The sequence below is a fragment of the Pseudomonas sp. DW-iso17 genome, from assembly GCF_058725345.1.
Genome location: NZ_JBZXEA010000011.1, coordinates 788,901 through 801,817 on the forward strand (window position 1 = coordinate 788,901; position 12,917 = coordinate 801,817).

General features: G+C 60.3%; 12 protein-coding genes. 4 read left to right on the forward strand and 8 right to left on the reverse strand.

Annotated features, from left to right (window positions below):
- The first annotated feature begins 12 nt into the window (after positions 1-12).
- The 4 genes from AC4PS6_RS11505 to AC4PS6_RS11520 all read left to right on the forward strand — a co-directional run bounded on the left by AC4PS6_RS11505 (position 13) and on the right by AC4PS6_RS11520 (position 4,018).
- On the forward strand, positions 13-177 hold the full coding sequence (locus tag AC4PS6_RS11505; RefSeq protein WP_003187386.1) for a DUF1328 domain-containing protein: 165 nt from the start codon (positions 13-15) through the stop codon (positions 175-177).
- A 2-nt stretch (positions 178-179) separates the two neighbouring features.
- A complete protein-coding gene (locus AC4PS6_RS11510; RefSeq protein ID WP_014716348.1) occupies positions 180-647 on the forward strand; it encodes an inhibitor of vertebrate lysozyme family protein in 468 nt (155 codons plus the stop codon).
- Positions 648-1,359: 712 nt separating this feature from the next.
- A complete protein-coding gene (gltP, locus tag AC4PS6_RS11515; protein WP_003187390.1) occupies positions 1,360-2,691 on the forward strand; it encodes a glutamate/aspartate:proton symporter GltP in 1,332 nt (443 codons plus the stop codon).
- A 97-nt stretch (positions 2,692-2,788) separates the two neighbouring features.
- Positions 2,789-4,018: a nucleoside recognition domain-containing protein gene (locus tag AC4PS6_RS11520; RefSeq protein ID WP_019816928.1), complete on the forward strand. Its 1,230-nt coding sequence runs from the start codon at positions 2,789-2,791 to the stop codon at positions 4,016-4,018.
- Between the two features lie 91 nt (positions 4,019-4,109).
- Here the strand turns inward: AC4PS6_RS11520 and AC4PS6_RS11525 are convergent, their stop codons facing one another.
- From AC4PS6_RS11525 to AC4PS6_RS11560, 8 genes are all read right to left on the reverse strand, one after another.
- Entirely contained in the window at positions 4,110-4,721 is a 612-nt protein-coding gene (locus AC4PS6_RS11525; RefSeq protein WP_019816929.1) for an ABC-type transport auxiliary lipoprotein family protein, read from the reverse strand.
- Positions 4,718-5,656: an MlaD family protein gene (locus AC4PS6_RS11530; protein ID WP_003187394.1), complete on the reverse strand. Its 939-nt coding sequence runs from the start codon at positions 5,654-5,656 to the stop codon at positions 4,718-4,720. The genes AC4PS6_RS11525 and AC4PS6_RS11530 overlap by 4 nt, the downstream gene beginning before the upstream one ends.
- Position 5,657: 1 nt before the next feature.
- On the reverse strand, positions 5,658-6,461 hold the full coding sequence (locus AC4PS6_RS11535) for an ABC transporter ATP-binding protein (protein WP_014716351.1): 804 nt from the start codon (positions 6,459-6,461) through the stop codon (positions 5,658-5,660).
- Positions 6,458-7,606 carry an ABC transporter permease gene (locus tag AC4PS6_RS11540; RefSeq protein WP_336827178.1) on the reverse strand — a complete coding sequence of 383 codons (1,149 nt, stop codon included), beginning with the start codon at positions 7,604-7,606 and terminating at the stop codon, positions 6,458-6,460. The genes AC4PS6_RS11535 and AC4PS6_RS11540 overlap by 4 nt, the downstream gene beginning before the upstream one ends.
- 54 nt (positions 7,607-7,660) lie before the next feature.
- Entirely contained in the window at positions 7,661-8,692 is a 1,032-nt protein-coding gene (locus tag AC4PS6_RS11545; protein ID WP_020301398.1) for a DUF5924 family protein, read from the reverse strand.
- Between the two features lie 68 nt (positions 8,693-8,760).
- The gene (locus AC4PS6_RS11550; protein WP_032903962.1) at positions 8,761-10,143 is read right to left on the reverse strand and encodes a M16 family metallopeptidase; all 1,383 of its coding nucleotides are present in this window, start codon (positions 10,141-10,143) and stop codon (positions 8,761-8,763) included.
- 58 nt (positions 10,144-10,201) lie between these two features.
- Positions 10,202-11,860 carry a Na/Pi cotransporter family protein gene (locus tag AC4PS6_RS11555; protein WP_003187402.1) on the reverse strand — a complete coding sequence of 553 codons (1,659 nt, stop codon included), beginning with the start codon at positions 11,858-11,860 and terminating at the stop codon, positions 10,202-10,204.
- Positions 11,861-12,132: 272 nt separating this feature from the next.
- Positions 12,133-12,900, reverse strand: coding sequence for a TerC family protein (locus AC4PS6_RS11560; protein WP_003187403.1), 768 nt, complete (start codon positions 12,898-12,900; stop codon positions 12,133-12,135).
- Positions 12,901-12,917: the final 17 nt, after the last annotated feature.

Sequence of the window (12,917 nt, forward strand, 5' to 3'; positions counted from 1 at the left end):
AGGAGAATCACCATGTTGAGTTGGGCAATCACATTTCTGATCATCGCCATTGTGGCCGCAGTCCTGGGCTTCGGTGGTATCGCGGGCACCGCCACCGGCATCGCCAAGATCCTGTTTGTGGTCTTCCTGGTGATGTTTATCGCTTCGTTCTTCTTTGGTCGCAAAGGCCGAGGTTGAATATGGTCAGCCTGCCTTTTAAAGCCCTTGCTGCTGCCCTGCTGTTGGGCGGCAGTGGCCTTGCCTTGGCCGCCAATGACGGCCAATCCCGGGCTAACGAATTGCTCAGCGCGGATCCGCAGTACCGTGAAACCTGGCAAGACGTGGTGAAGAAAGAGGAACGCCTGCCCGAATGGGTGATGAACCTGTCGGGCACGGCCGAGCAAATGAATGCCGTTGAGGAAGATGGCGACAAGTATTTGGTCGGGCCGCTCTGCGAAACCGCAGACACCTGCCTGAACAAGCGCCTGATCGTCGCCTTCAGCCTCGACAAGGAAGATGCCTACGCCATGTTGGTGGAAGTCCCGGCTGGTTTGCCAGCGGACAAGTCGCCGACACGGCACGCCGATTACCGTTTTCTCGGTAAGCCGGACGAGGGTATGCAAAAGCTGCTGATGGAGCAGCTCAAGAAAGACCCGAATTGGTACTAGGTTCCGTCTGACGGAGCTGGCGTCCATAGAAGGAAGCCCTTGTGCTTCTTTCTGTTTGCATCGCTCCTTGAGTGATGCATGACTAGGGGGCCGGGTTGCTCTGATCGATCAGGATCGGCGTGACCTACGGGTACAGGGAGTACCTGCGCAAGGGCCGGGTCAGGCGAAAAGCTGCGACGCAAGTTCACAAGACCTCAAGCTTGCTGAACTTGCGGCGGGCTTACGACTCTCATCCCCGCGTTTCATGCCGCTCATAGCCGCCGTTTTGCTTTTTGCCTCTGGCCAACCATTACCGGGTATGTCGGTGTGACCATCTATCGAGAATTTTTCATCGGCGCTATAGGATCTTTCTGGCGCTAGGTGATGGATTTCTCAGACATTTCTGCCAATCAATCCGAGTCGTCCAGTATCTCTGCGCGAGCCTGATTTAGCCGCTCAACGGCATATTCACCCGCCGGAATGGCAGATACGAACTGACCGTTTGGACAAATTATTTCAAAAAAAGCCATGCCGATTCGGCATGGGGTAGGCGTTTACGGCATTAGACGTCGCTCCCTTGCATGGGAATAGTTGCGCCTTTTTTCGCCTGCCAGTAAGCCATTTCGGCCACGCTGCGGTGACCTTCCATGGAGGCAGATGCACACACTTTTTCGCTTTCGAGCGTTGCAGCTGGCGCATTTGCCGTAAGTCCACTTGAAGCAAGGGTAATGACATGAAGAAGGCAAAGCTAAGCCTCGCCTGGCAGATCCTCATCGGTTTGGTACTGGGCATTGCAATCGGTGCAGTACTCAACCATTTCAGTGCTGAAAAGGCCTGGTGGATCAGCAATGTGTTGCAGCCGGCGGGCGATATCTTTATCCGCCTGATCAAGATGATCGTGATCCCGATTGTGATTTCTTCGCTGATCGTCGGTATCGCCGGTGTAGGCGACGCGAAAAAGCTCGGTCGTATCGGCGTCAAAACCATCCTCTACTTCGAAATCGTCACCACCATCGCCATCGTGGTGGGCCTGTTGCTCGCCAACCTGTTCCACCCAGGCGCTGGCATCGACATGAGTACCCTGGGTACCGTCGATATCTCCAAGTACCAGGCGACTGCCGCCGAAGTGCAGCATGAACATGCGTTCATCGAAACCATCCTCAACCTGATCCCCTCGAACATCTTCGCCGCTGTTGCCCGTGGCGAGATGCTGCCGATCATCTTCTTCTCGGTGCTGTTCGGCCTGGGGCTGTCGAGCCTCAAGCCTGAGCTGCGCGAGCCGCTGGTGACCATGTTCCAGGGCGTGTCCGAGAGCATGTTCAAAGTCACCCACATGATCATGAAGTACGCCCCTATCGGTGTATTCGCGCTGATCGCGGTGACGGTCGCCAACTTCGGCTTCGCCTCGCTGCTGCCGCTGGCCAAGCTGGTGATCCTGGTTTACGTCGCGATCCTGTTCTTCGCCTTCGCGGTCCTGGGTTTGATCGCCCGCCTGTTCGGCTTCTCGATCCTCAAGCTGATCCGCATCTTCAAAGATGAGTTGGTATTGGCTTACTCCACCGCCAGCTCCGAAACCGTGCTGCCGCGTGTGATCGAAAAGATGGAAGCCTACGGCGCGCCGAAAGCGATCTGCAGCTTCGTGGTGCCGACCGGTTATTCGTTCAACCTCGACGGTTCGACCCTGTACCAGAGCATCGCAGCAATCTTCATTGCCCAGCTGTATGGCATCGACCTGTCGATCGGCCAGCAATTGATGTTGGTACTGACCCTGATGGTGACCTCCAAAGGCATCGCCGGCGTGCCGGGCGTGTCCTTCGTGGTGTTGCTGGCGACGCTGGGCAGCGTGGGCATCCCACTGGAAGGCTTGGCGTTTATCGCCGGTGTCGACCGTGTGATGGACATGGCGCGTACCGCCCTGAATGTGATCGGCAACGCCTTGGCCGTACTGGTTATCTCCCGTTGGGAAGGCATGTACGACGACGCCAAGGGCGAGCGCTATTGGAATTCCTTGCCGCACTGGCGCAGCAAGGAAGCCCTGCCTACGGCACAAGCCACCCGTAGCTGATTGCAGATTGATCGAAAACAAACCCCGGAAAATTCCGGGGTTTGTCGTTTCTGCCAGCCCCGTTATCATTCGCCCCATCTTTCGGGGGATTTATCTGATGCTCAATGGCCTGTGGCTTGGCTTCTTTGTCGTGGCAATGGTGTCAGCGCTGGCGCAATGGCTGGTGGGCGGTAACGCCGGGATCTTCGCGGCGATGGTCGAAAGCATTTTCGCCATGGCCAAATTATCGGTGGAAGTCATGGTGCTGCTGTTCGGTACCCTGACGTTATGGCTGGGCTTTCTTCGGATCGCCGAAAAAGCCGGGATCGTCGATTGGCTGGCCAAGGCCCTCGGCCCGCTGTTTCGCCGCCTGATGCCGGAAGTGCCCGCCGGGCACCCCGCGATCGGTTTGATCACCCTCAACTTTGCCGCCAACGGCCTGGGCCTGGACAACGCCGCCACGCCCATCGGCCTGAAAGCCATGAAGGCACTGCAAGAGCTCAACCCCATCCCCAATACGGCGACCAACGCTCAGATCCTGTTCCTGGTGCTCAACGCGTCCTCGCTGACGCTGTTGCCGGTGACTATCTTCATGTACCGCGCCCAGCAAGGCGCTGCGGACCCGACGCTGGTGTTCCTGCCGATCCTGCTGGCCACCAGCGCCTCGACGCTGGTGGGCCTGCTGTCGGTGGCGGTGATGCAGCGCCTGCGTTTGTGGGACCCGGTGGTGCTGGCCTATCTGATCCCCGGCGCGCTGGTACTGGGCGGCTTCATGGCGCTGCTGGCGACCCTGTCTGCCACAGCGCTGGCCGGTTTGTCGTCGATCCTGGGCAACCTCACGCTGTTTGGCTTGATCATGCTGTTCCTGGTGATCGGCGCGTTGCGCAAGGTCAAGGTGTACGAGGCCTTTGTCGAAGGCGCCAAGGAAGGCTTCGACGTGGCCAAGAACCTGTTGCCCTATCTGGTGGCGATGCTGTGTGCGGTTGGCGTGTTGCGTGCCTCGGGCGCCTTGGAGTTCGGCCTGGAAGGGATTCGCCATGTGGTGGCCTGGACGGGCCTGGATACGCGCTTTGTCGACGCGCTGCCGACCGCGATGGTCAAGCCGTTCTCCGGCAGCGCGGCGCGGGCGATGCTGATCGAGACCATGCAGACCCAGGGTGTGGACAGCTTCCCGGCCTTGGTGGCGGCGACGATTCAGGGCAGTACGGAAACCACTTTCTATGTGTTGGCGGTGTACTTTGGTTCGGTGGGGATCCAGCGGGCTCGGCATGCGGTGGGGTGTGCGTTGTTCGCGGAGTTTGCTGGTGTGGTCGCGGCTGTTTCGGTGTGCTACTGGTTTTTTGGTTAAGGCTACAATCGCTATCGCAGGCAAGCCAGCTCCCACTTTGACTGTGTTCACAAATCAGACTGTGGGAGCTGGCTTGCCTGCGATGAGGTCCTCAAGGTTTCAGTGCTGTATTGCCCTGACTCACCACCCAATCCACCACCTGCTTATTCAACTGATCCCCAGCCTGGCCAAAAGCAGCCACCACCGCTGGCACCTGGGTGTCACTCACCGGCTGCCTCACTTCAAACCGACGGCTGGCGATAATCCTTTGATCACGCCCACGCACCAATCGCGCGTCGAGGCGAATCACCACCTCCACCGTCTTGCCCCGATACTCGCTCTGAAACGCCTGCAACTGCCCGCCCAGTTCATAGTCGGCTTGCAGGTTGGTCTCGTCAGTGCTCAACAATGTCACGCGCCCGTCGCGCTGGAAGCCATCCAGCAGGCGATTACGCAGCAGCACCGGCGCCGGGTCACTCCAGCGCGAGTTCGCGTAGTTGCTGATCAAGTTGCCATCTGGCACCACGGCGATGCGCGGGCTGTCGAGAAACTCGCTGGTCTGCGGCTTGGTCACGCGCAGCGACCAACTCACCGGCGTGCCTTGGCTGGCCGGCTGGGTGGACGCCAGGCGGTACACGTCCGAAGGGTCCGGCTTGGGTAGGATCGAGCACGCGCTGACCAGTGCCAGGGCCATGGGGACGATCATGTGATACGCACGCTTCATGGCGTGAACTCCTTGTTCTTGTCGCTGCCCAGCAGGTAACCGCTGGGGTTGGCTTCCAGACGGCGGGAGATGGCGCGCAGCGAGCCGAGGGTTTCACGCAACTCGCGCACGGCTGGCGCCAGTTCGTTGAGGCCCTGCATGCCGCTGTTCACCGAGTCCTGGTTATTGGTCAGCAAGGTATTGATGGTGGCGGTGCTTTGCTCCAGGGATTTCATCGCCTGCTCGGCGCTGCCGAAGGCTTGCTTACCTTGTTCACTGAGCAAACCATTGGCGCTGCGCATCAGCACGGTGGTTTGCTCCAGCGCCGCGCCCGCCTGTTTGCTCACTTGCATCAATTGCTGCATCACCACCTTGATGTCGCCGCGTTGCTCGGCAATGGCGCCGGTGGTTTGTTGCAGGTTGTCCAGGGTGTTGCTCAGGCGTTCGACGTTTTCCCGCGAGAACAGGTGGTTGGCGTTGTGCAGCAGCAGGTTGACGCTGGTCATCAGGTCGTTGCTGTTATTGAGCAGGCGTGCGATAGGCGATGGCGACGCGATGATTTCCGGCAGGTTGCCGTCCTTGCCCTTGAGCTCCGGGCTCTGCGGGGTGCCGCCACTGAGCTGGATGATCGAGGTGCCGGTGATACCGGTCAGGGCCAGTTTGGCCTGGGTGTCTTCCTTGATTGGCGTTTGCCCGGCCAGGCGGATGCGCGCCAGGACGCGGCGTGGGTCTTTGGGGTCCAGGCGCAGGCTGATCACGTCGCCCACCTTGATGCCGCTGTACTGCACCGCACTGCCCTGGGACAGGCCGCTGACCGCTTCGTTGAAGATCACTTCGTAATCCTGGAAGGCGGTATCGACGCTGGACTTGGCCAGCCACAGGCCAAACAGCATCGCGCCGACCACCACAATTACGCTGAACAGTCCGATCATCACATGATGGGCTCGGGTTTCCATGTCATACCTCGTTGAGCGATTGAGCGGCATCCAATGCCGCGCGGCCCCGGGGGCCGTGGAAATATTCGTGAATCCAGGCGTCGTCCGTTTCCGAAACGACATCGATGGCGTCGGCCACCAGCACTTTCTTCTGCGCCAGCACCGCCACACGGTCGGTGATGGTGTACAGCGTGTCGAGGTCGTGGGTGACCAGGAACACACTCAAGCCCAGCGCATCGCGCAGGGTGAGGATCAGTTGGTCGAACTGCGCCGCGCCAATCGGGTCGAGACCGGCGGTGGGTTCGTCCAGGAACAGGATGTCCGGGTCCAAGGCCAGTGCGCGGGCCAGAGCTGCGCGCTTGATCATGCCGCCGGATAACGAGGCCGGGTATTTGTCGGCCGCCGACAGCGGCAACCCCGCCAGGGCCAGCTTGACCGCCGCCAGGTGCTCGGCATCGGCGCGGCTGAGGCCGGCGTGCTCGATCAATGGCAGAGCCACGTTCTCGGTCACCGTCAGCGAGGAAAACAGCGCGCCCTTCTGGAACAGTACGCCAAAGCGGCGTTCTACCAGTGAGCGTTCATGTTCAGGCAGGCTCGGCAGGTTTTTGCCGAACACCCGCACTTCGCCTTCGCTGGGGCGCCGCAGGCCAACGATGCTGCGCAACAACACGGATTTACCGCTGCCAGAGCCCCCCACCACCGCCAGGATCTCGCCCTTGTACAAATCCAGGTCGAGGTTCTCATGCACGCTTTGGCTGCCGAAACGGTTGCACAGGCCACGTACTTCAATCACCGCCTCAGTGGGCGCACGGTGTAGACGACTCACCAGCCCATCTCCATGAAGAACATCGCCGCGACCGCATCCAGCACGATCACCACAAAGATCGATTGCACCACGCTGGACGTGGTGTGCGCGCCGACCGACTCGGCACTGCCGCTGACTTTAAAACCTTCCAGGCAGCCGATGGCCGCGATCAAAAACGCAAAGATCGGCGCCTTCACCATGCCCACCAGAAAGTGCTGCACGCCAATGTCCGATTGCAGCAGCGAAAGAAACATCGCTGGCGAAATATCCAGGGCCACCGCACACACCACGCCGCCGCCGACGATCCCCGAGAGCATCGCCAGGAAGGTCAGCATCGGCAACGCCACCAGCAGCGCCAACACGCGGGGCAATACCAACAGCTCCATAGGGTCCAGGCCCAGGGTGCGGATGGCGTCGATTTCTTCGTTGGCCTTCATTGAACCGATTTGCGCGGTGAACGCACTGGCGGTACGGCCGGCGATGAGGATTGCGGTGAGCAATACGCCGAATTCACGCAGGAAGGAGAACGCCACCAAGTCCACGGTAAAGATCGTCGCGCCGAAGCTCTTGAGCACAGTGGCGCCGAGGAAGGCCACGACGGCGCCCACCAGAAAGGTCAGCAGCGCGACAATAGGCGCCGCATCCAGGCCCGTCTGTTCGATGTGGGCGACCATGGGCGTCAGGCGCCAGCGTTTGGGCCGCCAAATGCCGCGGGCGAAGGTTTCGAGGATCAGGCCGATAAAGCCCAACAGCTTCATTGCGTCTTGCCAGACCGTGTCTAATGCACGGCCGATGCGAGCCAACACTTGAATGCCGGCGGCCTCTTCCGGCTCTTTGATCGGTACGCAAAAGTCATTCAGGGAGCGGTAGACGGTCTTGAGCAGTGCACGGTCGGCGGCTGCCAGGGTGCAATCGGTCTGTTCGGCAGAGTGTTCGATGCGTGCAGGGCCCAGCAGCTCTACCAGCAGCGAGGCGCCGGCGGTATCCAGCGCGCCGAGGCCGTTGAGGTCAATGCGGGCGCCGGCGTCGTATTGGCCGTCGAGTGCGGCCGACAGCTTCTTCAGGTCGGCGTAGTGGGCCAGCGTCCAGTCGCCGGTAATCCGTAGCGAAGGCGGGGTGCTGGACGTATCTAGATGGGCCGCGCCGGCCGTCGTGCGAGTGGTCATAAGCTCCGAGCTTGTTTGGCTATCCACAATTGCTACGTAATAGCACGATCCGGCTTACTTTGGGTTGTCCGCTTGTGCTGTGTCTATCACCTTGAAGCGCAGAACGCCGATGACTTGCCCGTCTTCGGTGAGCACCTGCACCTGCCAGCGCCCTACGGCGTCACCGGGGAAGTTCTGCTTGTGGGTCCAGGCGCGATAGCCTTCCTTGCGCCCACCATGGATGTCCAGGGCAATGCGGTCGACTTCCTGGCCGTTGAATTTCCACACATGGTAAATCCGCTCATCCAGCCCGCGTGGTGCGTTGATGGCGGTGTACGCATACAGCCCACCGCTGCGCAATTGGGCGGAGGTGACTTGCTTGAGGTCGTCGCCCGGCGTGCGGTCTTGCAGTTGGGTGCTGATGGCGACTTCGGTCATCCACAGGGTGGCGGGCGGTACCCAGCTGCGCAGGAACCAGCCGGCGCAGCCGATGGCGGCCGTTACCCCCAGCAGCATCGCCCAGCCCTTGAGGCTACGCAGCGGCAGGCTGACGGCCAGGCTCGGGATCGACAGGACCATGGCCACGCCCAACGCCAGTTTGTAACTCTGGGCGGTGGTCAGGTGCATGATGATCGGCAGCGCGGTCAGCAACGCGGCGAATAGGGTCAGGGTGTGCAGGGCCAGGAATAGCGAGCGTTTGGGCGCCAGCCATTTGTAATACAGCGGGTCGATGATCGACACCAGCGCCGCTGCGCCGAGCAGGCCAGTGAACAACGATTGGCCGCTGTTCCAGGCGGTGGTGACGAAAAAGAAGGGCAGGACGAAAAACAGACTTTCCTGGTGGATCATCTGGGTGGCGTAGCGCAGCAGCGGTTCAGGGATCTCGCGATTGAAGACTTTGGTGAACAGTTGCGTAAAGCTGTTCTCCAGCATCAGCCACAACCAGCTCACCAGCATGATCACCGCGATCCAGCTGGCCATGCCCTGCTGGCGGTCTACCAGGATGAAGCTGCCCACCCCCGAGATGAAACCGCCGAGTGCAATCACCCCTGGGTAGCGCTTGATCAGTTCTATAACGCGCTGGATGAGGGGCGGCAAGTTCGGCATGGGCGGTTCACTGGTTGTGGGAAAAATCTCAGACAGAATAACGCCTTGGCCCGATATTCTGTGCCTCATTACTCAACAGGTTTGCGATAAAGCCTCAGGCCGATCAAACCAAGGATGATCAGGCCCAGTAGGCCCGCACCGATCCAGGTCAAGGCGTCATAACTCAACAGCGGTTTTTCGATGCGCCAGTAGCCCGGCTGCTGGAACGCTTCGCGCATGGCCTGGTTGGTTTGCGCCAGGCTCACGGCCTTGATGCGTTTGACCGGGTCGCTGAAACGTCCATTGGAGTAGTCGCCGGCCGCACTCCAGTAATAGTCTGCCAGTGCGCTGTTGCCCTGCACTGCCCAGGCTTGGCGGGCAATGGCGGCTTGTTGCAGGCGTGTGAATACTGTTGGGTCGAGGCCATCCTTGAGCAGTTGGGCCTTGAGGTCTTGCAAGACCTGCTCGGCTTCAGCGAGGTTTTCTCGCTCAAGGTCGGCATTCAGGCTGAGGAACCCAACGCCGCCGAGCACTTCGCGTTCTACCCACGGGCCGTAGGACAAACCGTGCTTGAGGCGCAGTTGCCGGTACAGCGCCCAGTCGAGGTAGTCCTTGAGCAGGTTGTAGGTTTCATCATGCTGGTCGTCCAGCACAGGCTCCGGGAACAGCCAGTGCAGCTTGGCGCCATCGCCCACCCAGCCGCGGATCAGGTCGCGGTGGCTGGCGGCGGTATGCTGGATTTCCGGGAGGGGGCGATGTTCGCTCGGCTCCACTGGGTCGAGTTGACCATAGGTGCGTTCCAGGTAGGCGGGCAGCAGTTTGTCGAGATCGCCGACGACGATCAGGGTCATGTTGTTCGGCGCGTACCATTCTTTGCGCAGCTTCTCCAACGAGTCGCGGGTGAGGTGGCTGACCTCGGCGCGTTCGGCGCACTTGAGGCCCAACTCCACGGCCAATTGGTTACTGGCGCTGTGACCGAGGTCTTGGCGATCCAGCAGGCGTTGCAAGTGTGAATAATGGCCGCCGTCTTCTCGCTCCACCACCTGTTTGGCGGCGTTGATATGAGCGTCGGTCAGTTGCGTGCGCGTGAGGATTGCCAGCAGCAGGTCCAGTACTTTGCGTTGGTTCTGCGCGGGCGCCTCGATCACGAAAGTAGTGTCGGCGTTGCTGGTGTAGGCGTTCCACTCGCCGCCCAGGGCTTGCATGCGGTCTTCGAGGTCGCCTTCGCCGCCGCCATCGATGCCGCTGAACAGCAAGTGCTCGAACAAGTGCGGCAGTTCTTTTTCTTCGCAACCGAAGTCGTCCAGGCCCACCCCAACCACCAGGCGAATAGCCACGTGCCCACGCTCGGTACCCGGTTTGAGCAGCAGTTGCAGGCCGTTGGGCAAGGTGTAGCCCTCGACTTGCAGGCGGTCAAAGGCAAAGGTGTGTACCGAGCCCAAGAGCAGGCAGGCGAGTAACAGGCGACGCATAACAAGCTTCCTGGCGAATGAGGTCCATTGTTAACTGACTTCGCTCGCGGGCGTACGTTCAGGGTGAATGGGTGATGTCGGCAATACTTTCGGCGGAGAGCGCGCCAGTGTCGGACGTTTCCAACACTACATAAGCACTGCTGCAAAACAACGAGTTCAAGCGTTTCATGTCGGCAATCAGTTCCAGATGCAGGGAGCTGGTTTCCAGGCTCTGCACGATCTTGCGCTGCAAGCGGCTGACATGGGCGTGGGCCAGGCGGCGTTCCTGGGCACGGAAGCGGCGCTTTTCTCGCAGTAATTGACGGGCGCTTTCCGGGTCGCCGCTGAGAAACACCGACAGGCCCAGGCGCAGGTTGGCGATCAACTGGCTGTGCAGGCCACTGAGTTCCTCCAGGCCCACTTCGGAAAATTGCCGGCGTTGCGAGGTCTTCTGTTGCTGGACCTTGCGCAGCATGCGTTCGATCAGGTCACCGGCCAATTTCAAGTTGATCGACAGCTCGATGATCTCGGCCCAGCGGCGGTTGTCCTGTTCACTCAGGTCTTCACGAGGCATTTGCGCCAGGTAGAGTTTGATCGCGCTGTAGAGCGCTTCGACGTCATCGCTCAGGCTGCGCATTTCTTGGGTAACGGCGGTTTGGTTGCCGCGCAGCACTTCCTGCATCGAAGTGAGCATATTGTCGATCAAGTCACCCAGGCGCAGGGTTTCGCGGGCGGCGTTCGCCAGGGCCAGGCTTGGGGTATTCAATGAGGCCAGGTCCAGATGGCGTGGCTTGGCCTTGCCATTGGTTTCGGGGCGTTCCGGCAGCAGCCATTCGCACAGGCGTGCCATGGGCCCGATGGTGGGCAACAGGATCAGGCAACGGCTGACGTTGTAGAGCAGGTGGAAGGTGATGACCATGCCCTGAACGCTGTAGTCCAGGCCGTCCATCCAGCCCACGAGCGGGTCAAGCACCGGAATGATCAGCAACAGACCGATCAATTTGTACAACAGGCTGCCCAGGGCCACTTGGCGACCGGCAGTGTTTTGCATGCTGGTACTGAGAAACGCCAGCACCCCGCTGCCGATGTTGGCGCCGATTACCAGGCCGATGGCCACGTGCAAGCCGATCACGCCGGCACCGGCCAGGGTGGCCGTGAGCAGCACCGCAGCGAGGCTGGAGTAGGAAATCATGGCGAACAGCGCGCCCACCAGGGCGTCCAGCAAGATATCGCCGGTCAGCGAAGCGAAGATGACTTTCACGCCCTGGGCATGGGTAATGGGCCCGGCGGCTTCGACGATCAATTGCAGCGCGAGGATGATCAGGCCCAGGCCGATCCCCACCCGGCCTAACTGTCCTGCTCGCGTCTGCTTGCGCGACAGGAAGAAAATCACCCCGAGGAAGATCAGCAGCGGCGACAGCCAGGACAAATCGAACGTCAGCACCCGCGCCATCAAGGCCGTACCGACGTCGGCGCCAAGCATGGTGGCCAAGGCCGGCGTGAGGCTCATCAGCCCTTGGCCGACGAACGAAGTCACTAGCATCGCGGTGGCGTTACTGCTTTGCACCATGGCCGTCACCAGGATACCGGCGACAAATGCCAGCCAGCGCTTGGACATGTTCTGCCCGATGACTTGGCGCAAATTGGAACCGTAGACCCGCAGGATGCCGGTTCGGACGATATGCGTGCCCCAGATAAGCAGGGTCACGGCGGAAAGCAGATTGAGCAAGGTCAGCATGCTCGGCCCCCCGTGTGGGTGCGCTCCAGCAGGAGCGAAGGAAAGTTACCGCGTGCCGCTCTACGTCTTGTACCTAAGCTGTAGTTGGCGAATGGGCTCTGCGCCAGCATCGCATAGCTAAACTTGGGATTGAAACAAAACTGTCATGAAGATCGTTCCCCACGCTCGGCGTGGGAACGCATCCTGTGACGCTCTGCGTCACTTTGCGGACGCGGAGCGTCCGAGAGGGCATTCCCACGCGGAGCGTGGGAACGATCACTCGCGGGTCAAATTTACTGACCCGGAATGTCCTTGCGCAGTTTCACTGGGTCCTGCTGTTTCTTCTTTTTCGCGATGGCGGTACGCATCTTGATGTTCACCGCTTCCACCGCCAGCGAGAACGCCATGGCGAAGTAGACGTAGCCTTTTGGCACGTGTACGTCGAAGGATTCAGCGATCAGTACGGTACCCACGACCAGCAGGAACGACAGCGCCAGCATTTTCAGCGACGGGTGCTTGTCGATGAACTCGCTGATGGTGCCGGCAGCCAGCATCATCACCAATACCGCAACGACGATGGCGGCAACCATCACCGGCACGTGGGAAACCATGCCGACGGCGGTAATCACCGAGTCCAGGGAGAACACGATGTCGATGATGGCGATCTGGATAATGGTGTAGATGAACTTGCCACCGGCGCCTTTGGGCTCGTCTTGGGTTTCATCTTCACCCTCCAGCGCGTGGTACATCTCCTGGGAGCTTTTCCACAGCAGGAACAGGCCACCGAAGAACAGGATCAGGTCACGACCGGAGATGCCTTGGCCAAACACGACGAACAGGTCGGCGGTCAGTTGCATGACCCAGGTGATCGACAGCAGCAACAGGATGCGCGTGACCATGGCCAGTGCCAGGCCGAAGATCCGGGTGCGCGCCTGCATATGCTTGGGCATGCGGCTGACCAGGATCGAAATCATGATGATGTTATCGATGCCCAGGACGATCTCGAGAGCCGTCAGGGTGAAGAAGGCAATCCAGATTTCCGGATTGGTCAGCCATTCCATGTGTATTCCTTTGAGCA

What these genes read in the sequence shown, in the direction of transcription:
- AC4PS6_RS11505 (WP_003187386.1), top strand. Translation starts at nt 13, where the DNA reads ATGTTGAGTTGGGCAATCACATTTCTGATCATCGCCATTGTGGCCGCA.
- AC4PS6_RS11510 (WP_014716348.1), top strand. Translation starts at nt 180, where the DNA reads ATGGTCAGCCTGCCTTTTAAAGCCCTTGCTGCTGCCCTGCTGTTGGGC.
- gltP (WP_003187390.1), top strand. Translation starts at nt 1,360, where the DNA reads ATGAAGAAGGCAAAGCTAAGCCTCGCCTGGCAGATCCTCATCGGTTTG.
- AC4PS6_RS11520 (WP_019816928.1), top strand. Translation starts at nt 2,789, where the DNA reads ATGCTCAATGGCCTGTGGCTTGGCTTCTTTGTCGTGGCAATGGTGTCA.
- AC4PS6_RS11525 (WP_019816929.1), bottom strand. Translation starts at nt 4,721, where the DNA reads ATGAAGCGTGCGTATCACATGATCGTCCCCATGGCCCTGGCACTGGTC.
- AC4PS6_RS11530 (WP_003187394.1), bottom strand. Translation starts at nt 5,656, where the DNA reads ATGGAAACCCGAGCCCATCATGTGATGATCGGACTGTTCAGCGTAATT.
- AC4PS6_RS11540 (WP_336827178.1), bottom strand. Translation starts at nt 7,606, where the DNA reads ATGACCACTCGCACGACGGCCGGCGCGGCCCATCTAGATACGTCCAGC.
- AC4PS6_RS11545 (WP_020301398.1), bottom strand. Translation starts at nt 8,692, where the DNA reads ATGCCGAACTTGCCGCCCCTCATCCAGCGCGTTATAGAACTGATCAAG.
- AC4PS6_RS11550 (WP_032903962.1), bottom strand. Translation starts at nt 10,143, where the DNA reads ATGCGTCGCCTGTTACTCGCCTGCCTGCTCTTGGGCTCGGTACACACC.
- AC4PS6_RS11555 (WP_003187402.1), bottom strand. Translation starts at nt 11,860, where the DNA reads ATGCTGACCTTGCTCAATCTGCTTTCCGCCGTGACCCTGCTTATCTGG.
- AC4PS6_RS11560 (WP_003187403.1), bottom strand. Translation starts at nt 12,900, where the DNA reads ATGGAATGGCTGACCAATCCGGAAATCTGGATTGCCTTCTTCACCCTG.